The organism is Priestia sp. SB1, from assembly GCF_038898415.1.
Window position 1 is genome coordinate 43,796 of the sequence record NZ_JBBJSS010000013.1, and the last position, 24,295, is coordinate 68,090.

The 24,295-nt window shown below is 32.9% G+C and carries 33 protein-coding genes, 1 tRNA gene and 2 other annotated features; of the genes, 19 read left to right on the forward strand and 15 right to left on the reverse strand.

Features of this window, described 5'->3' with window-relative positions; genetic code table 11:
* The first annotated feature begins 20 nt into the window (after window positions 1–20).
* On the forward strand, window positions 21–500 hold the full coding sequence (locus WKH56_RS32135; RefSeq protein WP_226556652.1) for a hypothetical protein: 480 nt from the start codon (window positions 21–23) through the stop codon (window positions 498–500).
* Window positions 501–701: 201 nt separating this feature from the next.
* On the opposite strand, the gene WKH56_RS32140 is transcribed toward WKH56_RS32135, so the two are convergent.
* Both WKH56_RS32140 and WKH56_RS32145 read right to left on the reverse strand, forming a co-directional pair.
* Complete coding sequence (locus WKH56_RS32140; RefSeq protein ID WP_342837448.1) at window positions 702–1,124, reverse strand: helix-turn-helix domain-containing protein; 423 nt, start codon at window positions 1,122–1,124, stop codon at window positions 702–704.
* 469 nt (window positions 1,125–1,593) lie between these two features.
* On the reverse strand, window positions 1,594–1,851 hold the full coding sequence (locus WKH56_RS32145; protein ID WP_342837499.1) for a SunI/YnzG family protein: 258 nt from the start codon (window positions 1,849–1,851) through the stop codon (window positions 1,594–1,596).
* A gap of 178 nt (window positions 1,852–2,029) precedes the next feature.
* On the opposite strand from WKH56_RS32145, the gene WKH56_RS32150 reads away from it, so the two are divergent.
* Window positions 2,030–2,221: a hypothetical protein gene (locus WKH56_RS32150; protein ID WP_043981794.1), complete on the forward strand. Its 192-nt coding sequence runs from the start codon at window positions 2,030–2,032 to the stop codon at window positions 2,219–2,221.
* 57 nt (window positions 2,222–2,278) lie between these two features.
* Window positions 2,279–2,533: a hypothetical protein gene (locus WKH56_RS32155; RefSeq protein WP_226556650.1), complete on the forward strand. Its 255-nt coding sequence runs from the start codon at window positions 2,279–2,281 to the stop codon at window positions 2,531–2,533.
* A gap of 83 nt (window positions 2,534–2,616) precedes the next feature.
* Here WKH56_RS32155 and WKH56_RS32160 read toward each other — a convergent pair whose 3' ends face one another.
* On the reverse strand, window positions 2,617–3,405 hold the full coding sequence (locus WKH56_RS32160; RefSeq protein WP_342837451.1) for a helix-turn-helix domain-containing protein: 789 nt from the start codon (window positions 3,403–3,405) through the stop codon (window positions 2,617–2,619).
* A gap of 246 nt (window positions 3,406–3,651) precedes the next feature.
* On the opposite strand from WKH56_RS32160, the gene WKH56_RS32165 reads away from it, so the two are divergent.
* Complete coding sequence (locus tag WKH56_RS32165) at window positions 3,652–3,927, forward strand: DUF5316 family protein (RefSeq protein WP_342837452.1); 276 nt, start codon at window positions 3,652–3,654, stop codon at window positions 3,925–3,927.
* A gap of 198 nt (window positions 3,928–4,125) precedes the next feature.
* Here WKH56_RS32165 and WKH56_RS32170 read toward each other — a convergent pair whose 3' ends face one another.
* The 4 genes from WKH56_RS32170 to WKH56_RS32185 form a co-directional block, all read right to left on the reverse strand.
* Complete coding sequence (locus WKH56_RS32170; protein WP_342837453.1) at window positions 4,126–4,593, reverse strand: DUF6773 family protein; 468 nt, start codon at window positions 4,591–4,593, stop codon at window positions 4,126–4,128.
* Window positions 4,590–4,787, reverse strand: coding sequence for a helix-turn-helix transcriptional regulator (locus WKH56_RS32175; protein ID WP_430156355.1), 198 nt, complete (start codon window positions 4,785–4,787; stop codon window positions 4,590–4,592). The genes WKH56_RS32170 and WKH56_RS32175 overlap by 4 nt, the downstream gene beginning before the upstream one ends.
* A 532-nt stretch (window positions 4,788–5,319) precedes the next feature.
* The gene (locus tag WKH56_RS32180; RefSeq protein ID WP_342837455.1) at window positions 5,320–5,553 is read right to left on the reverse strand and encodes a hypothetical protein; all 234 of its coding nucleotides are present in this window, start codon (window positions 5,551–5,553) and stop codon (window positions 5,320–5,322) included.
* 127 nt (window positions 5,554–5,680) lie between these two features.
* Window positions 5,681–5,881, reverse strand: coding sequence for a hypothetical protein (locus WKH56_RS32185; RefSeq protein ID WP_342837457.1), 201 nt, complete (start codon window positions 5,879–5,881; stop codon window positions 5,681–5,683).
* Between the two features lie 664 nt (window positions 5,882–6,545).
* Between WKH56_RS32185 and WKH56_RS32190 the strand changes: the two genes are divergently transcribed.
* Entirely contained in the window at window positions 6,546–7,010 is a 465-nt protein-coding gene (locus WKH56_RS32190; protein WP_335708410.1) for a MarR family transcriptional regulator, read from the forward strand.
* Between the two features lie 70 nt (window positions 7,011–7,080).
* Here WKH56_RS32190 and cypX read toward each other — a convergent pair whose 3' ends face one another.
* Both cypX and WKH56_RS32200 read right to left on the reverse strand, forming a co-directional pair.
* Entirely contained in the window at window positions 7,081–8,304 is a 1,224-nt protein-coding gene (cypX, locus tag WKH56_RS32195; protein ID WP_342837459.1) for a pulcherriminic acid synthase, read from the reverse strand.
* A gap of 33 nt (window positions 8,305–8,337) precedes the next feature.
* The gene (locus WKH56_RS32200; RefSeq protein WP_335708411.1) at window positions 8,338–9,051 is read right to left on the reverse strand and encodes a tRNA-dependent cyclodipeptide synthase; all 714 of its coding nucleotides are present in this window, start codon (window positions 9,049–9,051) and stop codon (window positions 8,338–8,340) included.
* A 268-nt stretch (window positions 9,052–9,319) separates the two neighbouring features.
* On the opposite strand from WKH56_RS32200, the gene WKH56_RS32205 reads away from it, so the two are divergent.
* From WKH56_RS32205 to WKH56_RS32245, 9 genes are all read left to right on the forward strand, one after another.
* Window positions 9,320–9,805 carry a MarR family transcriptional regulator gene (locus tag WKH56_RS32205; protein ID WP_342837461.1) on the forward strand — a complete coding sequence of 162 codons (486 nt, stop codon included), beginning with the start codon at window positions 9,320–9,322 and terminating at the stop codon, window positions 9,803–9,805.
* A 73-nt stretch (window positions 9,806–9,878) separates the two neighbouring features.
* Window positions 9,879–11,093, forward strand: coding sequence for an MFS transporter (locus tag WKH56_RS32210; RefSeq protein ID WP_335708502.1), 1,215 nt, complete (start codon window positions 9,879–9,881; stop codon window positions 11,091–11,093).
* A gap of 90 nt (window positions 11,094–11,183) precedes the next feature.
* Window positions 11,184–11,411 (forward strand) — a binding site (T-box leader).
* Between the two features lie 38 nt (window positions 11,412–11,449).
* Window positions 11,450–11,676 (forward strand) — a binding site (T-box leader).
* 50 nt (window positions 11,677–11,726) lie between these two features.
* Window positions 11,727–13,652 (forward strand): threonine--tRNA ligase, encoded by a 1,926-nt coding sequence (thrS, locus tag WKH56_RS32215; RefSeq protein ID WP_342837466.1) that lies wholly within the window; start codon window positions 11,727–11,729, stop codon window positions 13,650–13,652.
* 212 nt (window positions 13,653–13,864) lie between these two features.
* Window positions 13,865–14,854, forward strand: coding sequence for a ketoacyl-ACP synthase III (locus WKH56_RS32220; protein ID WP_335707933.1), 990 nt, complete (start codon window positions 13,865–13,867; stop codon window positions 14,852–14,854).
* A gap of 64 nt (window positions 14,855–14,918) precedes the next feature.
* Window positions 14,919–15,452 carry a lysophospholipid acyltransferase family protein gene (locus tag WKH56_RS32225; RefSeq protein ID WP_342837470.1) on the forward strand — a complete coding sequence of 178 codons (534 nt, stop codon included), beginning with the start codon at window positions 14,919–14,921 and terminating at the stop codon, window positions 15,450–15,452.
* Between the two features lie 14 nt (window positions 15,453–15,466).
* A complete protein-coding gene (gene fabZ, locus WKH56_RS32230; protein ID WP_342837472.1) occupies window positions 15,467–15,901 on the forward strand; it encodes a 3-hydroxyacyl-ACP dehydratase FabZ in 435 nt (144 codons plus the stop codon).
* A 320-nt stretch (window positions 15,902–16,221) separates the two neighbouring features.
* Window positions 16,222–16,935, forward strand: coding sequence for an MBL fold metallo-hydrolase (locus WKH56_RS32235; RefSeq protein WP_342837474.1), 714 nt, complete (start codon window positions 16,222–16,224; stop codon window positions 16,933–16,935).
* A gap of 25 nt (window positions 16,936–16,960) precedes the next feature.
* Window positions 16,961–17,554 carry a TetR/AcrR family transcriptional regulator gene (locus WKH56_RS32240; protein ID WP_342837476.1) on the forward strand — a complete coding sequence of 198 codons (594 nt, stop codon included), beginning with the start codon at window positions 16,961–16,963 and terminating at the stop codon, window positions 17,552–17,554.
* Between the two features lie 42 nt (window positions 17,555–17,596).
* Window positions 17,597–17,908, forward strand: coding sequence for a YrdB family protein (locus WKH56_RS32245; RefSeq protein WP_342837477.1), 312 nt, complete (start codon window positions 17,597–17,599; stop codon window positions 17,906–17,908).
* Window positions 17,909–18,160: 252 nt separating this feature from the next.
* Here WKH56_RS32245 and WKH56_RS32250 read toward each other — a convergent pair whose 3' ends face one another.
* A complete protein-coding gene (locus tag WKH56_RS32250; protein WP_342837478.1) occupies window positions 18,161–18,430 on the reverse strand; it encodes a hypothetical protein in 270 nt (89 codons plus the stop codon).
* Between the two features lie 111 nt (window positions 18,431–18,541).
* Here WKH56_RS32250 and WKH56_RS32255 point away from each other — a divergent pair, with 111 nt between their 5' ends.
* The 3 genes from WKH56_RS32255 (at window position 18,542) to WKH56_RS32265 (ending at window position 20,060) form a co-directional block, all read left to right on the forward strand.
* Window positions 18,542–19,216, forward strand: coding sequence for a hypothetical protein (locus WKH56_RS32255; protein WP_342837480.1), 675 nt, complete (start codon window positions 18,542–18,544; stop codon window positions 19,214–19,216).
* Window positions 19,213–19,380 carry a hypothetical protein gene (locus WKH56_RS32260; RefSeq protein WP_342837481.1) on the forward strand — a complete coding sequence of 56 codons (168 nt, stop codon included), beginning with the start codon at window positions 19,213–19,215 and terminating at the stop codon, window positions 19,378–19,380. Before WKH56_RS32255 ends, WKH56_RS32260 begins: the two co-directional genes overlap by 4 nt.
* Window positions 19,381–19,628: 248 nt before the next feature.
* Window positions 19,629–20,060: a hypothetical protein gene (locus tag WKH56_RS32265; RefSeq protein ID WP_342837482.1), complete on the forward strand. Its 432-nt coding sequence runs from the start codon at window positions 19,629–19,631 to the stop codon at window positions 20,058–20,060.
* Between the two features lie 95 nt (window positions 20,061–20,155).
* On the opposite strand, the gene WKH56_RS32270 is transcribed toward WKH56_RS32265, so the two are convergent.
* On the reverse strand, window positions 20,156–20,380 hold the full coding sequence (locus WKH56_RS32270) for a hypothetical protein (protein ID WP_342837483.1): 225 nt from the start codon (window positions 20,378–20,380) through the stop codon (window positions 20,156–20,158).
* Between the two features lie 238 nt (window positions 20,381–20,618).
* Here WKH56_RS32270 and WKH56_RS32275 point away from each other — a divergent pair, with 238 nt between their 5' ends.
* Complete coding sequence (locus WKH56_RS32275) at window positions 20,619–20,810, forward strand: hypothetical protein (RefSeq protein WP_342837485.1); 192 nt, start codon at window positions 20,619–20,621, stop codon at window positions 20,808–20,810.
* Window positions 20,811–21,355: 545 nt separating this feature from the next.
* Here the strand turns inward: WKH56_RS32275 and WKH56_RS32280 are convergent.
* The 4 genes from WKH56_RS32280 to WKH56_RS32295 all read right to left on the reverse strand — a co-directional run bounded on the left by WKH56_RS32280 (window position 21,356) and on the right by WKH56_RS32295 (window position 24,014).
* Window positions 21,356–21,580: a helix-turn-helix domain-containing protein gene (locus WKH56_RS32280; protein ID WP_342837487.1), complete on the reverse strand. Its 225-nt coding sequence runs from the start codon at window positions 21,578–21,580 to the stop codon at window positions 21,356–21,358.
* A 567-nt stretch (window positions 21,581–22,147) separates the two neighbouring features.
* The gene (locus WKH56_RS32285) at window positions 22,148–22,588 is read right to left on the reverse strand and encodes an RDD family protein (protein WP_342837488.1); all 441 of its coding nucleotides are present in this window, start codon (window positions 22,586–22,588) and stop codon (window positions 22,148–22,150) included.
* A gap of 210 nt (window positions 22,589–22,798) precedes the next feature.
* Window positions 22,799–23,146: a hypothetical protein gene (locus WKH56_RS32290; RefSeq protein ID WP_342837489.1), complete on the reverse strand. Its 348-nt coding sequence runs from the start codon at window positions 23,144–23,146 to the stop codon at window positions 22,799–22,801.
* Window positions 23,147–23,228: 82 nt separating this feature from the next.
* The gene (locus WKH56_RS32295) at window positions 23,229–24,014 is read right to left on the reverse strand and encodes a ParB N-terminal domain-containing protein (RefSeq protein WP_342837491.1); all 786 of its coding nucleotides are present in this window, start codon (window positions 24,012–24,014) and stop codon (window positions 23,229–23,231) included.
* Between the two features lie 159 nt (window positions 24,015–24,173).
* On the opposite strand from WKH56_RS32295, the gene WKH56_RS32300 reads away from it, so the two are divergent.
* Window positions 24,174–24,258 (forward strand) — tRNA-OTHER (locus WKH56_RS32300).
* The last annotated feature ends 37 nt before the right edge of the window (window positions 24,259–24,295 follow it).

Genomic DNA, 24,295 nt, shown 5'->3' on the forward strand with positions numbered 1-24,295 from the left:
TATAGAGGAGGAGTCATAGTTTGAAGAGGGTTTTAACTATATTATTATTATTGCTTATTATTACCGGTTGTTCGAATGGAAATGATAACAAATTAAAATGGTTTACAACGCAGGATAAAGCTATTAATCAAGGGATTAAAGACGGCGATCTAAATACAAAGGAAAATATTGTTGGAGAAATGAAAGAAAATGGTGAAACATTTGTTTTTTACAAGTTAGAAGAAGAAAATAAGGATATAGTCATCGGTATAGCTAACATAGCTAAGCAGAATGGTAAGTATGCTTGGTACAGAGAGAGCGCAAACATTGGAATTAAGAGTGGTAATAACCCTTCTACTCCCGTAAGTTGGGATACAGAAACACAATCAGGAAAAAAATTCACTGCTTATACAGGAACAGCAGAGGACAAAAATATACCAATTGAAACAGAAGGCGGTGAAGTTACACCGAAAATCAATGAAAAGTTTGGTGTTTATTATTATATTGAACCTCGTAAATAAATCTACTTTTATAACGCATTCATACGATTCTTGTTACACATAAATATTTTCTTAGAGTTTGACTATATTTTGGGAGTATTTATCTTGAAAACATAAAAAATGACCTTATCAAGTTAAATGTATACCATATACACAGCTAGTCAATATAATACACCTTATCGGTAGAAAAAAAGCCTTTAGCTTCAGTCTAAAGGCTTTTTCTCACTTTTCTTTCTTAAAATCCTTTTTTATAGTCCAAAACATTTTCTTAAAATCCTCATAAAGAAACATCGTTAAAAAACCTAGTATTGTAATACCTGCTGAAAATGTACCTAAATCTAAAAATAATCCTACAAATACAAGAATGATACCAATTAAAAAACCAGGATCAGATAAATCCTCGATGTTGTTCTTTTTTTTATCTATTACTATTTTTTTTTGAAAAGAATGGTCACCTTTAATTAATTTATCTAACGTTATATTGTATAAATCGCTCAACTTAATAAGGTTTTCAATATCAGGATATCCTTTATTATTCTCCCACTTATATACAGCCTGCCTAGATACATTCATCTCTTGAGCTAATTCTTCTCTAGACATGTTTTTTTGTTCTCTTAACTTTTGTAATTGTTCTCCTAATTCCATGTACCATCGCCCCCTCATGTACCACCTTATAACATTTATGGTGTAACTACCACAAACGCTTAGTAACACTGTGTAAACCATTGGTTAACAGAGAATAAATTATAGGAATAGCTTCCGAAATCGTACAATATAAACATCAATTTTAAATAATCACAGTTATCGGAAATCAATAATAAAAGACGCTTAGAATATCAATTCTAAGCGCAGGTATCTATATTTGTTTAGAAGTCTTAGATTCAGTATTATTTCTCTTTTTCAATTCCATCAGAAGAGCAATAATCCCAATTAATCCACTTGTCGTAAAGAGGTAAGAAGCAAATGGTATTGGTTCATTTATTAATAAACCTCTGATTCCAAAAATGAACAGAATAATATTACTGATTAAACCAATTACAACTCTAATAATTTTGCTAATGTTTTCCCCCTCCTTACCGTTGAATACCTATTATATGTATATAAGAATAATTAATTATGAATTTATTCTGTTTAGTATCGTTGTTCTGTTTGTAGTGAAAAGTATATAATTTTGCTTCTTAGTTTTAATGAAAATTCGATCAGTTGTTCCATAGGGAGGCCCTATACAGATTGCATCAGCGTCTTTACCTCCATACGTATTGTCTTCTGTAACTTCAATAATATCTTCTAGTGGAATATTAAATTTAGCAAGTTGCCATTTTATAATTAATTCTTTTTCTGTTTTCTTTAGATCGATCCCAACTGTAAACATATTAAACATTCCCTTTTTTCCTTATAATTACATTTTAACATAATATAAGGATAGGGAAATGAATGGATATCGTATACAAAGGAAGTTAACACAATGGATTTTCTAGATACCCTTTTGTTATTTATTGGTTATTTTGTTATATTATTTAATAGTTGCAAATAATGAAGGGGGACTAAGAATGAGTGTACTAATAGTAAGTATTATCATTATTTTATCGATCATTGCGGACTATTTTATTTTCGACTATGACGATAAAAGGTGGGGCTGGCTAAAAGGACGTTCTAAACGTTTAAGAATAGGAATTATTAGTTGCTACTTAGTTATGTCGTTTATTATTTATTTTGCTTTAAGCCTTAAATATATTTCGTAAGGTTTAAAGCTCTTTTTATGAGGTGAAAAAATTAAAATTAAACGGGAGGTAAATACTTTGTTAACCTTTATAGCAGGATTGTCTCTTGTGTGGGGAATTATTATTTTCTACTCATCTCTATTTAAAATGAAAAAGAATGATTACAAGAGTGAAAGCCCTATTGGAGTAAGTGGTTATATTGAGCTTGAAGTTTTAATTAAATTATGGAACAGGTTCCCAATGCGTATAGCAAAAACATTAACCATTCTAACAGGTTGTTCTTTTATAACCTTTGGAACACTAGCCCTGTATACGATATACAAAGTTAGTTAACATAAGCAACATTCTAGGTAACCTGTATTTTGTAAAAAGTAAGCAGACTCATTGAGACATAACTGTTCAATGAGTCTGCTTACTTACATCTCTTCTAATTTCTTTTTTCCTTTCTTTAAAAGTTTAAAGCTTAATCTATTTACATACTCTTCGTTATTTACTAACAACGTATACGAATAAAGAATAGGGAGTGTTCGAAGTAGGATATATGAGCTTATAGCAATCATACCCAAACAGAAGGGATAATAAGGAACTAAATCTCCTGAAACAATGCCCTTTCTTTCAAATAAGAAAGGCATTATGCCTGCTGCTAATAAGCAAAACCCTACTACCATTACAACAGCATACTTCTTTTTAGTATGAGTATATTTTATAGATAATTCTTTTAGATAATGATGATCCAGTAGCAAAGGTTCTTTACTAAGTACCTTATACTGATGGCCTCCTAAAAAAACGGTAGAAACGATAACGCCCACACCAAATGTAGCAATTAAAATAATTAAAAATGTAGAAAGTGCTTTGTTTTGGTCAAACAACCAATAAGGTATGCTCGATAGGATGAGTAAGCTAATCCCTAGGGATACATATTTGTATGCTTTCCCTTGATAGGCTAAAAACCCTTCAGCCATTTCCTTACTGACATAATAGCCTTTTTCACGGGTGCTCTCTTGCACTACTGTATCTTTTAACAAATAATCAATTGAGACTTCAAATATATTTCCTAACATTAAGAGCTTTTCAGTCTCGGGAAAGCCCTGGCCATTTTCCCACTTACTAATCGCCTGTCTTGTTGTATTTACCTTTTCGGCTAAAGCTTCTTGTGAGAGACCTTTTTCTTTTCTTAATTTAAAAAGTTTTTCACCAAATGTCATATAATAATGACCTCCTATCTTTCGATAGATTAATCATCTCAAATACAACGTTATTTTTCCATCTTATTACAGATGAACATTGTCAACTTGTAGTTGCAATCCTGTTATATGGCTACTTTTATGTATGGTTTCTTAAATAACATATAAAGTGAGTTAACATAATGAATTCTCTAGGTACGCTCTCACAAAAAAGAAATATAATGGTAATATATAGGTGGATTACTTTTAAAAAAGAGGGATTATCAAATGAAAAAAGGACTCATAACGGGCGTAATTGCACTACTTATCGTACTATCTATTTCTTATTTTTCAGGAATTTGGAGTTTTGTTTATTACTTATGTGGAGCTATAGGATTAGTATCTATAGTGCTTTCTGTAGATTTTTTAATTTATAGTTTAGGTAATAAACGATTATCAACCTCCGACAGAAAAAAACATAAAAGTCGTTTAGAGGATTCTAAAAAGTTTATTTCAATTGCTTTTCCTAACTTAATAGCAGTATTGATCTATATAATAAACTAATAAAAAACAGCACTATCCCATTTGAATGGACAGTGCTGTTTTTTATTGGCTGCTTTTTTATTTAAGTGGATACGATGTGAAAATCTAGTTACCATAATCACAGTTAGTTATTGGTATAAATAAAAAGAAAACGCCTTTTACTGCAAGTTTTCTTTTTATGCTTATATTATTAATCTTAAATAAACATAAGCAATGTTTCTATATTTCACTCTGTTTTTTATTTCTGAATAAATACGTCATCCCGTACGTAATGATGAAGATAACTATAAAAACACCAATATTCTCAATCCAATTTAGTAAGCCTGAAGGAATTAAGCTTTCTTTTAAGATAACCTTTCTCCATATCACAAAGAGTGCAATACCAAGTAAAGTAGAAACTTCCTCTGCTCTATTTTTCTCTTTCTCATTTTCCTCTAATAAGTCATCTTTAGTTATTCTCATTGTAATTTGTCTAGATCCAACATAGATTATGTAAATGATTAAAATGAACAGGCTCATACCCCATTCACTCAACGGATGGCCTAATACCAGACCTCTAATGATTACATCTAGTGCTGACAACACAGCAATAAGAAAACCTGCTTCAGCATAAGATCTGTACTCTAATGCCTGAACTCTTTCATCATCATGTTCTGTAATACGTAATATTTTTTTAAATTTATTCATTGCTCTCTCTCCCAAAATAGTTCGTCTAGAGTCTTATTTAATGTTTTTGCAATATCAATACATAATTTTAATGAAGGATTATACTTACCAGCTTCAATTAACCCAATTGTCTGTCTAGTAACATTTACTTTACTAGCCAAATCCTTTTGAGTTAAATTCTTCTCTATGCGTGCAATCTTAATTCTATTAACCAAGATAAACCCACCTCTTATCTATATAAAACTCATGTAAGATATATATTACTTTATGCAATTTATATCTTACATTTATTTTCAGTTTAAAACAAGTAAAAGTTAAAGTCCACTGATATATTTCGACCAATGGACTCCAATATAACTCACATTAACTTTTTCATTTAGGTTAGTTTGCTTACAAAATTTTAATTAAATAAGTTCTTTGTTTTAATGCATACCGTATGCGAAGCTAGTTACGTCGGGTAAGTTAGGGGCATCACTGCCCCTTCCTCCCCTAAGAACCGTGCGAGTCCCTTTCAAGACACATCGGCTCAAGCCTCCTATTGCAGGTCCATTTGCTGTCGTATCCTCATCACACACCATATCGTAAGTAAAACGTACGCCGACGCTCCAAATGGAGGTATACATAACAGTACGTTTCTTTCCTCAGAAGATAGCCACAACCTTATGTTCCTACGAGAGACCAACGAGAAGTTAGCTCCCTTTCGGGACTATCATGGGTTTGTCCGTAAGGACGATAGTATCCGTCCAGTTATACAGTTTCCTGCTTTCTTTCTTTGGCGAAAACTAGATACGTTCCCACTATAAGCATAATGCCCGAAGCTATACAAATTAACCAGTACATTAAAGGGTAACTATATGAAACTGTCATAACTCCAGTATTTCTATGTAATGTTTTAACGATAAACGGAGTATACATCATCTTAATAGTTAAGTACGTTAATAAAGCTTGAGCAAGAAGAAATATCCCTATTGCACGTTTCACGACTCTGCCTCCAAACTCATACATGTTTCTATGTACACTCTAACATAAATAGCCTTACTTATTAATGTTAGTTACCATAATGTCTCTTTCCGGTACACATATAAAAAACAGATGTTTTATGCAGCCTTTAATTCTCACCTTTATATTCCTTAAATATTAAAATAGCCAGTATGCCAATTACAATGGCCATTGTCCAAGAAAGCCATCCCCAATTTAGAAACAAACTATTTATGAAGTTTATTAGCATCGCGACTGGCAACATGGAATTTAACCATCGTCTATATTTACTATCTTTATCAGAGTCAATCCTTCTAAAAAATAATCCCACACTTAGCCTCCTTTTTCATTCCTCTATATGTAACTACCTAATTCACAATGTAAGGTGTTAGCAAATTATGGCCAAATAAAAAAGTAATACAGCAAACCTAAAGTGTGATGTATTACTTTTTTTCATTCTCACTCTTTTCATAGTTAAATAGCATTATCTTTATAATGATTAATATCAATAATGTACACAAAGTATAGTATCCTGGCCAAGTTTTTCCTTTCCAAACAAAATTGACAAAGGCACTAGACAACAGGAGCCCTGCTACAACCCAAAAGTAAGATTCTTTCAACTTTCTCATTTGAAATTCCCTCGCTACCTATACATTAATTCCTTAATTATCCATCATATCATATGTTAGGTAGTTATTCAGTTCCAGTGGTCATATAAAGCGATTTTACACCAATTTAATAAAAATATAGGTTTTCTATAAGTTCGTAAAAGTATACTTTTGTAGTTAACATAAGACATGTTTCCGGAACCTATTATAAAAAGGCAGCCGTATATATTAATTTTTTTATAAACAGAGAAGGCTAATGTATCCTATCAATCAGTTATATTGTATGCAAAGCCTAAATCAAATGAACTTGACAATATAATCGTTAATCAGTAAACTATTATATATAGTTAACCAGTTAACGATTATATTGAAGAAGGTGTGTTTCTGATGGAAGCTCTTCATAAGCAAGCGTTCCAAGCTATTGAATCTCTAATTATGACTAGAGAAAAAAAGGTTCAAAGTAGGAAAATACTAGCTAATAAACTAACTCAAAGTGTAAATAGTACGAATAAAAAATGGACAATTACTCAATTACATATTGTTTCATTAATAAATAAAGACCAATATGTAAACAATGCTCTTCTTTCTAAAGAACTTAATATCTCAAAACCTGCTGTATCTAAGGCTATTAATACACTTGTGGGACATGGCATTGTTCTAGCAAACAAGAATATCCATAATAATAGGGAAACCTTTTATTCCTTGACAAAGGAAGGGGAGGAGTTAGCTGAAATTCATGATAAAATGCATGAAATAGCAGAGAAAAGATATGTAGAATTACTTAATAAATTTTCAGAAGTAGAGTTAAAAATAATTATTAAGTTTTTAAATGAGTGGACCAAACAAATATAGAAGTAGGTTTACGACATGTCTAATGAGCATGTCGTAAATCCACTTGCTTAATTGTATACAATTTATTATCTTAGCCTTTAATAGGATCAAACGTTAATGGAAGAGAAACGGGTCCACGTGTATAAAGACCACTTTCCGTGTAATGAAATCCTTCTTCTAATTTCATGTTTTGTAGTTGATCTAAAACAATGTTAGCTACTACTTCAATTTCTGTTCCTGCAAAGGCAGCTCCTACACAGTTGTGTATGCCAGAACCGAAAGCCACATGTCGAGCAATACCTGTGAAAGCCGTTTTGACGTCAAGGTCAGGACGATGAATGTTAAAAGTATCAGGATTATCAAACGCTTCAGGATCTCGATTGGCAGCCCCAATCATACAGAATACTGTTGAACCTTTAGGTAGTAATCTATCGGCTATTTTCGCATCTTGCGATAATTGCCTTGGTATAAGTTGTACTGGTGGTTTAAACCTTAGAGTTTCGGCAATTGCTCTTGATAATAATGAACGATCTTCCATCACATCTTGCATTTGTAACGGATTATTTAATAAATAATACATTAACAATGCCAATGTCTTGTCTGCAGGTTCGGTAGCTGCTAATAGTACATTAAGGATAAGTGCCAAAATGTTCGTATCGGACATCTCAACTCCTTCATACTCAGACTGACATAATATTGAAATGAGATCTGATTTTGGGTTTTGTCGACGCTCTTCTATAATGGGTAAAAGGTAGTTTGCTAGTTGTTCACTGCACCATAATGAATGATCACGTTCTTCAGATGACAACTGTATAGTAGTGATAAAGTTAGCAACTCCACTGTGCCAATCTGCGATAAGTTGATGATCTTTTTTGTTAAGTCCTAGCATATCCATTGTGACATATACAGCAAAAGTTTTTCCAAAATCGTTAACTAAGTCAATTCTCCCTTTACTTAAGTGTGGTGATAATAACACTTCTGCGTTTTCTTTAATTAAGGGAATGAGTCTCTTAAGTGAATCACCTATAAAACTCTTTACTACAATTTTACGTTTTGCTGTATGTTCCTTTCCTTTCATTTGTGCAAGGACAGGTCCACGCATTACAGGTTCAGCACGTTTAGCAAGAGATTTAGTCGTAAAGATTTCTGTATTTTGTAATACATATCTTACGTCTTTATATCGGCTAATAAAATAGCTATCAATATCTTGCTCATAATGGATAGGATCGAAATCTCGAAGTTCTGAAAAATATCGGTATGGATCTTCATGAAACTGTTCTGATAAGATACTAAAAGTTTTAAATGATGTATTCAAGACGGTTCCTCCTAAAAGTTTAAGGGTGTAAATTTACTGAATTTCATCGACAGTTATATATCCTTGATTTTGTTGCATTCTAATTGAAAATTGCTCATCTTTTATTTGTTCACCTAGCCTCCAAGGTTTATGGTAAGCAAGTACAGTTTCTTGAATACCCAAGATGTTAGGTGCTCCAATAAAGAACGGCAGTTCAGCCAAAACATATTGCACAGCATTATGTAACATTTCTGAAGTAATAACTGAAATATCCATATTTGTCCCAGATGCTCTTCCTACAATTGCTGCATGTGACATTTCTAAACAAGCATTTTGAAAGTTTGGTTGATGTAAAAAACTTTCTTCAATCTTAGTACGCATATCACAATATACCGGTTGAGTAATAAAGTCTGAAAATGTATAAATAGCTTCAGGATTACCACCATGAGCTTTGAGAGCTCTTTCAGCAAATCGACGATTTCTGTTTACTTCTTTTCTCACTTTACGCTCAGCTTTTACCCTAGAAGTTCCTAAAGCTTCCAAAAGATTTGCGGCCTCATTTCCAGCTAAGAGAACAGAGACATCCTTAAACTCTTTAATGCTCCACTCAATTAGTCGATAAATATATTCTTCCGAAAATCTACTGTTAAAGGGGCTAATTCCGATTAATATGTGGTTTCTTCTTTCAAAAATTCTCTGGCAATTTTGTGATAAAGGTTCAATAGCAAATAAAGGCTTAGCTATTTTTTCTAAAAGAATTTGTGACATAGCTATTTCAACTCCTATAATTAAACAGTTAATGTTCACTAGTAAACAAAAACTATTTTAAATCCAAATATTTGTAAAAGTCAACATTTTTTCTTTATTTTGTAAATTGATAAGCGTTTTATCTGCAAATATAATAGGTTTTAATTACTATGAAATCTCATTTTATTGTATTAAAATGAGATTTCATAGTAATTTAATAGCTTATTAGTAGTATAATGTTTACTGGTAAACATTAATTATTTATACATTAGAAAGGTAAGGAACTAATATGTCTCTATTATCTAAACAGTTAATATACGAAAATTATTTGCAATTATTACACCTGAACGAACAAAAAGCTGATTCAGTCTCCCAAACATTTTTTGATTATCTTGATGAAAAAGAACTGAACGAAATAGGAACATTACCCAGTAACATGAGCAGCATCCACGTGATTGAATGCATTGGAAATAATGGACCTATAAATAATATAGGGATTGCGACTAGGATGAATTTATCTAAAGCAAATATCACAAAAATCACCCGAAAATTAACGAAAGATGAGTTAATTAAAAGATTTCAATTAGCAGACAATAAGAAAGAGGTTTACTTCAAGTTAACAGCAAAAGGAAAACAAGTTTTTGAACTTCACGAAAAACTACATAGCAAAAGGAAACGACAATTTTATGATTTAATTGATGATTTCTCTGATGACAAACAAAAAATTATATTAGAGTTCCTTGAAACGATGATTAATAAATTAAGACAAGAATAGACACATTAGGTGCTTTTAGAATGTCAAACATACTTTTATATGGAAAAACTTATTTACAAGGTAGGAGATTTATATGGGACATACAAATACAAAACCTATTTTTATCTTATACGTCGTTTGTATAAGTGCATTTTTTGCATCTTTAAATCAAAATATTTATTCGCCTATTATTCCGTTAATTAAGGATTCATTTGATGTAAGCACAACATTAGTTAATTTAACTGTTTCATTGTTCATCTTTATTACAGCTATTATGCAAATAGTCTACGGGACCATTCTTGACTTTAAAGGAAGTCGTTTTATTCTTCTCCCTAGTCTTATACTTACAGTATTGGCTAGTATTGGGTGTGCTGTTACAAGTAACTTTACGTTGTTTCTCGTTTTTCGATCTTTGCAAGCCCTCGGAACAGCAGCTATTCCATTGATTGCAGCTGCTACAATAACGGATCTTTTTGATGGGGAAGAACGTGGTAGTGCTATGGGAACTTATCAAACCTTGTTATCTATTGCTCCTGCAGTAGCTCCCATCTTAGGAGGATTTATAGGAGACCGATACAATTATGATGGTGTTTTCTGGTCATTAGTCGGTATATCTATTCTTTTACTTATTATCAATATGTTGTTTTATCCTAAAGATCAGAAAAAGCACAAGACAAGTAAGAGGAACGGTCTTCATTTTTATCTTGTAATGATGAAGGATAAGATGGGAAGTATATTGTTGTCATTAAGCTTCTTGAACTTTTTGATTTACTTTTCTATTCTGGTTTATCTCCCCGTTTTATTAACAAGCCACTATCATCTAAATCTAAAACTTGTTGGCTTGCTTTATCTTCCTATGACGATAAGCCTTATAGCCGGAAGTCTGTTATTCAAATACATTCAGAAGAAGATTTCTCTTATAAATATATTTACCTTTACTAATTTTTTAATCGCATTTAGTGTTACAGGATTTGGACTCACACATACTGTTTCTTTATTACTTATGTCGCTAAGCCTATTCATTTATGGGGTGGGAATTGGAATCCTAACACCTTCCTATGCAACCATATTGACCCATCAATTTGAGCAAAATCGAGCTAGTGCTATGGGAGTATTTAACTTTGTCAGATATACTGGTATGTCTATAGGACCCATTTTGTCAGGTACATTACTAGAATTTTTGAGAAGTGAAACCATGTTCATAATGTTCGGTGTTATGTTTGGCATTATAAGTTTCTTTGGTTATTTACTAGTGCACAACACAAAAAATACAGATAAAAATAGAACTACCAATAAACCATCTTTTTAAATAAATACATCCAATTAATAACATATTTAGAATTAAGTATTGACATTTACAAATAATATAAATTATAATTCTATTTATTGGAAATAAACATGTTGAGCGTTGAAAAGGACACGAATTATTTTTATATTTCTTTACAGAGAATAGGGCCTTTGGCTGTGAGCCCTTAAGAAAGAGAAATAATTTACCACCTTGGAGCTATTGTGTGGAAATATGTAGATAGAGTAACCGCAATCGGGAAATCCGTTATCTTTTTGAGAATATAACACTTGTAGTGTTTTATAAAATTAGGGTGGTACCACGACCGCACTCGTCCCTGTTAGAGGGATGAGTGCGTTTTTTTATGTTTAAAAATAAATAAGTAAGCAACGAAAAGGACATGAATTATTTTTACAATTCTTTGCAGAGAATAGGGTCTTTGGCTGTGAGCCCTTAAGAAAGAGAGATAATTTACCACCTTGGAGCTTTATTAGTGAAATAGTAGTAATTAATAACGTTTGCGACGTTACAGCACCAGAGCCATCGATATATTTATATTGATGGGAATTTGGGTGGTACCACGTGTGAAAACATACTCGTCCCTTACTTAGGGATAAGTATGTTTTTTTTGACTTTATTTAAATAGGAGAGGTTATCATGAGTAGAGATTTAATTCAAATTCGCTTTTTAGATGGAAATGAGAAAGAATTTTCAAAAGGTATTACATTACATGCTATTGCAGAATCCATTAGTTCCAGCCTAAAGAAGAAAGCCATTGCGGGTAAAGTAAATGGAGAATTATATGACTTGCATCGAGCTATTAATCAAGATGCAGAAATCGAAATCTTAACAGTAGATTCTGACGAAGGTCTAGAAATTATGAGGCATACAACAGCCCACATACTTGCTCAGGCAGTAAAAAGAGTACATAAGAATGTGAAGTTAGGGGTAGGACCAGTTATTGAAGATGGATTTTATTACGATATGGATCTTTCTACAACGATTGCTTCTAATGAGTTACTACAACTTGAACATGAAATGAAGAAAATTATTAATGAAAATCATCCTATTGAACGTACTGAAGTGACACGTAGTGAAGCTGAAAGAATATTTAGCGAGATAAACGACGAGTTGAAACTCGAGTTATTACGTGATATCCCTATGAATGAAACAGTTACGATTTATAAACAAGGGGAATTTTTCGATTTATGTCGAGGCCCACATCTTCCTTCTACTGGAATGGTTAAGGCGTTTAAATTAACAAAAGTATCAGGAGCATACTGGAGAGGTAACAGCGATAACCAAATGTTACAACGTGTATATGGCGTAGCTTTTCGTTCTCAAAAACAGTTAAATGAGTATGTAATGTTTCTAGAAGAAGCAGCGAAAAGAGACCATCGAAAATTAGGAAACGAACTAGAATTATTTATGTTTTCTGATGAAGCACCAGGAATGCCTTTTTATTTAGCTAAAGGACAAATGGTTAAAAATCAGCTGGAGCAGTTCCTGCGATCCGTTCAAGAAAAGCATCATTATGAGGAAGTACGTACTCCTTTTATGATGAATCAACAGTTATGGGAAAAGTCTGGTCACTGGGATCATTATAAGGATAATATGTATTTTTCAGAAGTGGATAATGCTAAATTTGCACTAAAGCCTATGAACTGTCCTGGTCATATGCTTATCTTTAAAAATAAGCTCCATTCCTATAGAGATTTACCCATTCGAATGGGAGAATTCGGTCAAGTTCACCGTCACGAATTCAGTGGGGCTCTAAATGGATTATTAAGAGTACGTACGTTTTGTCAGGACGATGCTCATATCTTTGTTACTCCTGAACAAATTGAAAGTGAAATTAAATCAGTCATTGAATTAGTTGATTATATCTACAAAACATTTGGTTTTGAATATGATATCGAACTTTCAACTCGACCAGAAGACTCCATGGGAGAAGATAGCTTATGGGAACTTGCGGAAAGCTCTTTAGAAAACGTATTAAAAAAATTGAACTTTGATTATAAACTGAATGAAGGCGACGGAGCATTTTATGGTCCTAAAATCGATTTTCATATTAAAGATGCCTTAAAAAGAAGTCATCAATGTGCAACAATTCAATTAGACTTCCAGCTTCCAGAAAAATTTGATTTAAATTATATTAACGAAAAGAACGAAAAACAGCGTCCAGTTGTCATTCACCGTGCTATTTTTGGATCTCTTGACCGTTTCTTTGGGATTTTAATTGAACACTTTGGAGGGGTCTTCCCAACATGGTTGGCACCTGTACAGGTAAAGGTTATTCCAGTTTCTCTAAAGGTTCATCAGGAATATGCACAAGAGATTAAAGAAGCTCTAGGAAAGAAAGGGATTCGAGTAGAATTAGATAATCGAGAACAAAAGCTCGGATATAAGATTCGAGAAGCTCAAGTGGCGAAGGTTCCTTATATTTTGGTATTAGGAGATAAGGAAATGGAAAGCAACTCCGTAAATGTACGAAAACACGGAGAGGAAAAGTCTGAAACTTTTAATTTAGATAGCTTTATTGAAAAACTTCAGGATGAAATTGTTGAAAAGAAACTTAGATAATTAAACAAAGAAGGTTCCTTAATATTTAATAAGGAACCTTTTTTTATTTCTAGTTTATTCTTTCCTAGAATGAATCAGCACAGGTGTTTATGTTTTATTATTAGGCTTGCATATACTTATTTTACAATTTTTTCATATAAAATCATTGACTTTATTAGTACCTAGTACTAATATCAATTTATATATCTTGGTAGTAAAGAAGGGTGAATACAATGAAATCAACTTCACGTATTACAGCAATAGGTACATACGTACCAGAAAAAAGACTTACCAATGACGATTTAGAACGAATTGTAGATACGAACGATGAATGGATTGTGAAACGAACTGGCATGAAGGAAAGAAGAATTGCTGATAAAAATGAATATTCTTCTGACCTAGCTATTAAAGCAATTAAAAACTTAGTGGAGCAATATCAGAAAGATTTAAAGGATGTAGGATGTATCGTTGTCTCGACTACAACACCGGACTATGCATTTCCAAGCGTAGCAGCCCAAATACAAGATTACTTTGATATTCCGGCAACTGGGGCTCTAGACTTTAACGCTACCTGTGCTGGTTTTACATATGGATTACACATGGCAAACGCCTTTATTACATCCGGACTTCATCATAAAGTTTTAGTCGTAACTGCAGAAACGTTATCGAAGGTTACAGATTACACGGATCGTACTACGTGTGTTCTATTTGGGGATGGGGCTGCAGCTGTTTTGGTCGAAAGTGATGCAGAGCGCCCAAGTTTTATTGCTACGCATATTGGTACAAATGGAAAGGGAGGTAAACATGTATACCGTACCAATTTATCTACTACCATGCATGGACAACCTTTGAGTTCGAGTGGCAAGATGGTGCAAAATGGAAGGGAAGTATATAAGTGGGCATCTCGAACAATTCCTTTAGGTATGGCTGAATTGCTAGAACAAGCAAATCTACAAAGGAGTAAAATAAATTGGTTCGTTCCACACAGTGCCAATTTACGAATGGTTGAGTCTATATGTGAAAGATCAGAGTTTCCAGTTGAGAAGACATTAACTAGTGTCGAGTACATGGGAAACACTTCTTCCGTTTCCATTCCTCTAGCACTACAAATAGGGATAAACGAAGGGAAATTAAAAGATGGAGACATTCTCTTACTCTACGGATTTGGAGGAGGACTTACCCACGCAGGTCATATTATTAAATGGGATTTAGGTAAGGAGTAAATAATCAATGTATACCTTTGCAACAAGATTTCTACAGCTTATACTATTTTTGATGAACGGAAGAATGAAAACAGTAAACAAAGAAAAACTTCCTCAAAATGATCCGTTTATTGTTGTTTGTACGCATAAAAGCTGGATTGATGTAGTGTGTTTAGGAATAGCATTATATCCGACTCCTATTCACTTTATGGCTAAGAAAGAGTTATTTAATAAGATTTTTATCAAAAAGCTTTTAAAAAATTTAAATGCATTTCCTGTAGATCGAAGTAAACCTGGACCCAGTGTCTTAAAAATACCTTTGCAATTGCTAAAAAAGAAACAAGTAGTTGGAATTTTTCCAAGTGGAACAAGAAACTCAGAAGAGAAAGCGTTAAAAAATGGAGCTATTCATATTGCTTCAAGGGGAAGTGTTCCTATTATACCAGCAGTATATGTAGGACCTCATACCATAAAAGACTTATTAGGAAGAAAAAGAAGGTTTATCATTTTAGGGGATCCTATTTATGTACCTAAAATGCCTAAAGATAAAGAAGTTGTTACAGAAAAAACAAACGCAGTGATTTCAAAAGTATTTAAAGAATTAAAAAGTAATGTTTAGAAGGAGAAAAAATTTTGCTGGATATCCAAGAAATCCAAAGAATTATACCCCATCGTTATCCCTTTTTACTAATAGATAAAATTATTGAATTAAGAGAAGGAAAAAATGCAGTTGGGGTTAAGAACGTTACAGCCAATGAGGAATTCTTTAATGGACATTTTCCCGACTATTCGGTTATGCCAGGTGTATTGATTGTTGAAGCTTTGGCTCAAGTTAGTGGAATTATAATGTTGCAAAAAGAAGAAAATTATGAAAAAATAGGCCTTTTAACTGGTATTGAAAATTGTCGTTTTAAGAAACAAGTTCGTCCAGGAGATCAATTATACTTAGAAGTAGAAATGACACGCGTCCGAGGAGCTGTTGCAAAAGCTCATGGCATTGCTAAAGTAGATAATAATATTGTGTGTGAAGCAGATTTAACATTCTTTCTTTGGAATAATGGGAAGTAAGTAAATCTCCATATACACAGGTAGTTAACATATAGGTTCCTCAAATAATCTAGACAAAGAGACCAACGTGACACTAAAAGCAGATCCTTCATCAAAATGATGTAGGATCTTTTCATTTACTTCTATGAATGGAGCATATCCGTAAAAGTATACGTGTGTGCATTTTTCTTTTGTTTTAGCATTTAAAATTCATTTCTAATATATTAGTTATTTATGCTAATTAAAGCTAATATTTATATATTACCTTGTTTTAACTAACGTTATTAGTTAAAATATAAACATAAATAGTTTTTAAACTAATATAAGAAGGTGATATTCTTATGAGGGTTATTCGTGAAGGGAATTTACATCAATTAATTTTTTTACCAGGGTTTTTCCCAGTTAATTGTTACCTAGTTGAAGAGGACGATAGTTTAACTTTGGTAGATGCAGCGCTTCCTTACAGTGCCAAGAAAATACTACAAGCTGCTAAAAAGATTAACAAACCCATAACACGCATTCTTCTAACTCATGCGCACGACGATCATGTAGGAGCACTTGATAAGTTAAAGCAATTACTTCCGAGTGTTTCAGTATATATTTCAAATCGAGATGCCCGATTAATGAGTGGAGACACTACATTAGACATTAATGAACCCAATACTCCTATACGTGGGGGAATACCTAGAAATTTAAAAACTAGAGCAGACGTTTTACTAAAAGATGGTGACCAAATTGGTTCACTAATTGCGATAGTTGCTCCTGGACATACGCCAGGTTCAATGGCATTTTTTGATACCCGCAATAATACCTTAATTGCTGGTGATGCCTTTCAAACAAGGGGTGGTATAGCAGTAACTGGCCAGCTTCAGCCTTTATTTCCCTTTCCAGCAATGGCTACATGGAATAAGGAAGTTGCACTTCACAGCGCTCACAAATTATTGGATTACAAGCCTTCATTGCTTGCTGTAGGGCATGGGAAAATGATAAAACAACCAGAAAAAGCTATAAATAACGCTATTACAAAAGCTAGATTAAATTTAAAACACATTTAACCTATAGTAAGAAAGGGGTCTAACTATGGCCACAAGACCAGGAATCGATTTAGACACTATTTTAAAAGCCTCCACAGAAATGGCAAATACACAAGGGTTAGACGAAGTAACATTAGCTTCACTTGCTAAAAAACTAAATATCCGTCCACCTTCTCTATATAACCACGTAAATGGATTACCAGCATTAAGGAAAAAGCTTGCTATTTATGGTTACGAACAACTTTATAAAGCGTTAATACATGCAACTGTAGGACGTTCACAAGATAATGCAGTTCGTGCACTAGGGGAAGCTTACATAGTTTTTGTTCGTAATCATCCAGGGTTGTATGAAGCAATGCTTCGTTCTCCTAATTCTGATGACCTGGAACTTAAGCACATACAAAACGAAACCATTAATATTGTTATTCGAGTACTTAACGAATATGGCTTAGGGGCGGAGCAAACTTTACACGCTGCACGAGGGCTACGAAGTATTTTACATGGGTTTGCTTCACTTGAGCAGAAAAAAGGATTTGGTCTCCCCCATGATCTTGATGTAAGTCTTCTCATGTTAGTAGATATTTTTTTAAGAGGAATAAATGCGATGAAACAAGTGAGTAAAAACAATGAATACGATTAATTTAATATGAATCTTCTTCCTTTCATCAAAACTTTAAATTTGATGTTACGATTTTCTTTGGAATTATTCGCACTTGGCTCACTAGCTTACTGGGGAGTTCAAACTGGAAAAGGGCCAATGAGAGTGCTTTTAGCAATAGGTGCTCCGTTAATAATTGCAGTAGTTTGGGGAATTTTTGGTTCTCCTCGTTCTTACGTTCAACTATCTACCCCTATTCATATTTTGCTCGAACTTCTTATATTTGGGCTTCCTTCTGTTGCTCTATACACTAGTGGTAAGCATTCTCTGGCACTTATTTATATTACAATCGCTATAATAAATCGCATTTTAATGTATATCTGGCAGCAACAATGATACTAAAATGTATAGATGGTTAAAACCCAAAAACGATTACTCAGATTAGAGTAATCGTTTTTGGGTAAATTTCTTTCACACCCTATGTGTTACATAAGATAGCTTTTAATTAGTCCGCAAAAGTATACATTTGCGAACTTATAGAAAATTACTAACTTTTACATTTGTATGAATCCGTAAAAGTTAAAGAATGCTTTTCGAACGTTCTTAAATTTACACATACCTTTACGAACGTTTTTCTTTGTTATGAAATTAAAACTGAATATAAAAATTTGTTAACTCATAATTTGTTTTACGTCTTTTATTAACAACATCAAGTAATGAATTGAGCCGTTTATTATCTTTCACTTCTTTACCCAATAAATAGTCACAAAAAGCGATATTATGCGATGTTGCAAAAATCATTTTATCTAAATCAGGTTTATCTATCGTTTCATTGATGATTTTATAAGATTGTTCGATTCTTTCCTTTATAATTTTTTCTTCAATTACAACACATTTGTCAAATTTAGAAATGCTCATTTTTCATCTCACCTTTTTACACATAATTAGTTATATTAGTGTGTTCAGTTTGCTGGTATTATATATGTGAATAAAAAGACATAAAAGATAATATTAGGAGAAAATAGACTGATGGAATGGACAACAGCAATTACAATTATGGGGTCTTTTGGGGCTGCTTCAACAGCACAAATCGTTTCTCATATTCTCACAAACAGAAGGGAAAAGAAGAAATATGAAAGAGAATGTCTTCAACATTTGTATTCACCAGTGATTTTTACAATAATAGATTATATCGAAGCTGAAGCTGATAAAGCATCATGTATAGAGATTAAGGAAATTATGGAAAGTGAAGGCGAAGAGTATAATGAAAAAGAATACGAAGAAAAATTGTTAAGACCAGATCCCTTATTTGAGAAAATCATAAATTCTGTTGGTGAAAACCTCAAATACGCTCATCCGGCTCTTATTATGGTATATGAAGAAGTTAAAGCTATGTCTGCTTCATTCAAGGATAATAAAGAGGAGTACATTAATATCTTTGATTCAAGAATACAAATGTGTAAAGAGTTATTATTAGAATTTATAAAGATAAGCCCACCGGGCGAAAAGGAGGGGTTGAACCGGATCTGTTTTGTATTTTTAAAGGGTCTCCTTTTTGGATTGAAATACAACGTAATCAGTATTCCGAAAAGAAAATGCAGGATAAGATTAATTTATATGAGGAGTTTTTCTTTTCGGATGAATGGAAAGCATTGCATTGGCAGCCAGAAGATCGATCAGCCATCTTCCCTTCTGTCATTTTGATTACACCTGTTCGGTATGCTGTTACTTCTAACCACATACGCATTATACAAGTAGCCAGCATTCATGAATTAATGGAGAAATACAAAAGTTCTTCAAAACAAACAAAAGAAGCAAGAGTAAGGCCGCCAGCTTCTTCTGGTGGAATCAAAATTAATTTAACATAAACCTTATATTATCATCAATGCATAAAAAGCTGCATACTACAATTTTAATAACGTCCAAGAACCGTTAACTCTCAATGAATCTTTTTAGTAATATGTATGAGAAGAGTGGTTATGTTAATCGAAAAATGTATATAATATACATTTTTTAAACTAAAAAATGTATTGTAAACTACCTATATAGGCAAAAAAAACATATTATGTTATTTTTTTCATCCAAATTATTCTTAGTAAAGAAAGTAGGAAAAAAAATGATACTAGATGTAAATAAATCGTATTATCTCGTTGATCAACATTCAGGAAAAGGGTTAAGTTACGAAGTATATGCAAACTATGATTATGTTCGAGAAGTTAATGGAAATGGAACTAAAATAAAATTTGAAGATGCAGGAAATGCATCATACAGAATAAAAATGACTAGTTCTCATTGGGATAACTACACTTACTTCACCAGATCGGGAAAGAGTTGGATATATCTTGATACAAAGGAAAATGCAAGTACATGGCACGTGAGCGATACTACTAGCTTTTTTGGTATTTCCAGTAATGATGCTTTTTGTGTGTACCAAGCTGGACAAATTGACCCTCATTATTGGACCTATTTCGAAAAGGGATCAAAAAAATGGCTTGTAACTGATGGAACGAATGAGGCAAAAAGGTTTAAATTTGTTGAAGCTGAGTAAACAAATCAGTTTTTACTAATAATTAAGCGCAAACTTTCTAGGAATACGCTTTATGCCAATTAAATTTTTAAACTCTGAAAAAGGAGAGAGCCTTTTTAGAGGTTCTCTTCTATAGGATTTAAGATTATATATAAAGCTTCTGAAGCACTTTCTATGTCGTAATACGGGGAAACAATTCCATCAGCAAGTGTGGTCAAGTGAAAACTTTGAGTTCCTTTAGAATAAACTAGTTCAATGAGTTCAGGTATAACATGGGTAATGGTTGTATTTTCATATTGAATCAGAGTACGAAGCATTTTTTTTATTTCAATTATATTCATAAATAGATGTACTCCTTCCCATTGTGTGTTTGAAAATTCCAGGCACCAAGAGACCAAATGATTTGCTTGTTATTCCCTTACATTAACACACTAAGAGAGCAAAACATATTTTTATATCAGAACTATTTTTAAAATATATTAATAAGGAATATAATTTGGTAACCGTTTACAAAAATAAAAGGATTTTCACTCTTAAAAATGGAATAATTCCTTAAGAAATCATAAAGGGGCTGATTTCATGTCTAAACAGATTCACGGTATACAAGAGATAAAGCTGTTAGATTCTCAAATCCATTTGTGTAATGAGATTAAAAGGTTGTTAAAGAAAAAAGAAAGAAGACATCTACATATTACAAAAGATTATACAGAGCATGATATCGTCGGCATAGCTTTAAACAGGTTAATGAGTGAATTAATTTCAAGACACTAAATATATGAGATTTAATTCAAAAACAGATAAATAACTAATCATAAAATAGCCCATTCCTACGGCAATGATAGTCTGTATATAAAAGGAAAAATATGAAGAGCTTTATCTAAATCAATAGGTGGCCATTCCTAATATCAAACATAAACTAAGGGCTTTGGTCACTATTAATGGTTTCATTCATTCTCCTTCTTGTAGTACTTGTTTCAGCTAGTTTCCCAGTAAGGATATGAACAATATAGAGCTTTTAAAAATGATTTTAGAGGCTTGCTTTTATACAAACATGAAAGGATAATGGACAAATAAAAAAAGAAGACGACTATTTGTATAGTGGTCTTCTTTTTTTGTACTGATAACAGGTATTATATTAACTAAAATTTTTATAGAAGTTTAAAACACATATATGGTGGATAACAATAGAAATGTCACCTTTCGAGGGTTGACTATCTGACAGGCAGGAATGCAATAATGACCTTCTATTCTCAAATAAAGGATCATTCTCGTTAAATATGGAGGATAATAAGTAAAGAAATATATGCTGTACTTTGTTATATATCAAAAAAATCATCCGGTTTTAAATTAGAATCTAGCATTCTAAGAGCTTTCATAACTTTTTTTATTGTAGTACCCGAAGGAACATAATTAGCATCCGTACAAAGCTTGCTAACTGTACTTTTATTAAGTTTTGTCAATTTACTTAACTCTGTTTGAGTATAACCATTCTTATCTAGAAATCTCCCCAACTTGCTTCTTTTTTTTCCACGACTCCACATAATAAAAGCCTCCTTTTTATAAAGGCTTGACTTAATTTACGAAAAATATTCAATTATTACGAAAAAAAAAGAACTTTATTTATAAAAAACGGAAACTTGGGAGTCTTCTCTGCATACAATAAAGTAAATGGTACAATATTTTTATATAGTTCTATAGAATAATGTCGATACTTTTGTCATAATCATATAGCATGAATACAGTTAAGACCGCCTTATACACTGATACATAATGGGCGGTCTTTGTTGTGAATATGATTAATGAATTTATAAAAAAGCAAATTAATCGCAAAAAACATTTACACGTTTATAAGTTAGTCTCGTCCCAATCCATTGCCTTTAGTGCATATAAACTAAAGGAAGATATACAGAAAAGAAGCATATACTCATACGTATATGCTTCTTCCAAACAGTCCCGGATATTAGCTTAGAAACAAAGGATATCGGGTAGTGTAATGAAATAAAGGTTTAACTTCCACCTTTATTCTATCAAACATCTATTTCCTGTCTGCACCCTGTATATAAACAGGTAAAAAGTACATTTACACCTATTACAAATTAATGATTATCTTATAGTTGGACGTCTTTATCCATTTCATCAGGTTTTGCGTATGTAACATATGTACCTGCCATCATGTCATGGAGACTTCTCTTATCCTTACGGAAAACTACCATGAATACACTCACAATTAGCGCGATACCTAATGTAAGACCATAAACGATACCAGCTACAAGAACTCGTAATAGCATTGCTCCGACTCCAAGTTTCTTTCCATTGACTTTAACAATTCTAACTCCAACAATTCGTTTTCCTATAGTATACCCGTACCATAAAATAGGTACAGCAACTGCATAGATAAATCCTATAATTGAAGTAACAGGGTCGTCACCATCAAAATTTCCTGTAATAAGAAAACCAATAAGTCCCAAAGGGATACTGACAATAATGCCATCTAATAAGTTTCCTAACAGGCGTATCCAAAATCCTGCTGGTTTTATTACTTGATCCATTTTATATTTCTTCCCTTCTTATAAATTACTACTTTATCGATCTAAGTAGCTCCTCACATGATGGTAACATGAATACAGTGAGAGGTAAAAAATATAAAATATTCTTAATTTATCCACATAAGTGTACTAATCTTCAGATTCTTACTATGCCCTCTTTTCCTTCATCGGGTGATAAAGGAAAAAGAGATACTTATATCACAAGTTAAAAAATTATTGAGGGTTCTTTAGTTGCAAATTCCCCTTATTAAAAATGATAACAGCATTATAAGCCTCGTATAGAGCATACACTGGGTAACAAAAAGCAATAAAGACAATCATAGTAGGCACCTTTTCCACCACAGGAAAATGTCCGGCTAGAAAGCTTTTTATCGTAATACCTAAGTAAATCAATAATGGAACGATAATAACAGCTAGTAACAATAACCAAGGCGTCATCTTCGTTTCTTTTAATTTTGCTCGGCAATGTGGGCATTTCATTGTAAAAGGGCTTGAGAAATCTTCAAAATGCTCAATTGTAATAGGTTTTTGACACCCTGGAAAAGGTGTTGATGTTTTCATATAGGCTTCTCCTTATCATGTTTTAGTTTAAAATAATTGTTGATATATCGGTTAACGAATCATAGGAAGAAGCCCATCATTCTTACTTTTGATATTCGTAAACAACCGGAACCTTACCCATTTTCACGGTTTTGGCCACCACATAACGACGATAGCCATCTTTTAAGACGTTCGATCCTTTTTCAATCGTTAATGGCTCATCCAGTCGTCCTGTGCGCTTCACAAAATCAATGACCTTTTGTGTTTTTTCAGGGTTTGGACGTGTTTTTAAGAAGGCTTCAGGTACGATGATTTCATCGAAGTTTAGAAGATCCTGTGTTCCTTTTGGCTGATTTGTTATCTGTTTATTTTGTGGCTCCACTTTTTTCTCTTGAACAGGCGGCTCTTTTACTTCTGTCTGTACTGTTTCAGCTTTCTTCTCTTCTTTTGCTACAGGTTGAGAAACAGGTTCTTGTGCCTCTTCCTGTTTAGTAGATTCCGTTTTCTTTTGGGCTCCAGAAGGCCCAGAAGCCTCTTTCTTAAGTTCTTTTTTCGCATCTGAATCATTCTTCTCTTTATCATTTTTATTCGGAAGAACGGTAATCTGGAAACAGATCACTCCTACCTCACCAGGACATTCATCAATCGGAATGTCTAATGTTGGTTCCCCTTGAATTAAGATTTTTTCATGCATAATACTTTTTTTCGTGAGACCTGTTTTGTTAAAAGCCTTCTTTGCAACAAATACCGTGTACGAAATAAACGTACTCTTCTTCAAGCCTTTAGGCGCAGATGGTGACCCTTTTTCACGCATATCAAAGGCAACATAGCGATCGTATTCTCGTAGTGGTCCTGTGGCTGATCCAGTTAACGTAATTTTATGTGGCATAATGTGCTCCTCCTGCGTAGATATAGATTTATTTATTATTTAGAATAGTGTTCTAAATAAACATATCCTAATAATAATTTAGCTTCTAAGGGATTTCTTCACTTTTACAATTTCTTCTGTCGTACATATAACCAGAGACTATGTGCATACTTGTAGTGTGGACTTGTAGCTCAATGGCAGAGCAGCCAGTCGTATTACACTATACAACTTTGGTGTCTTGCAGGTTCAAATCCTGCCAAGTCCTCTCTTAAAACACTGAATACGTTAGAAATAATGAAAAT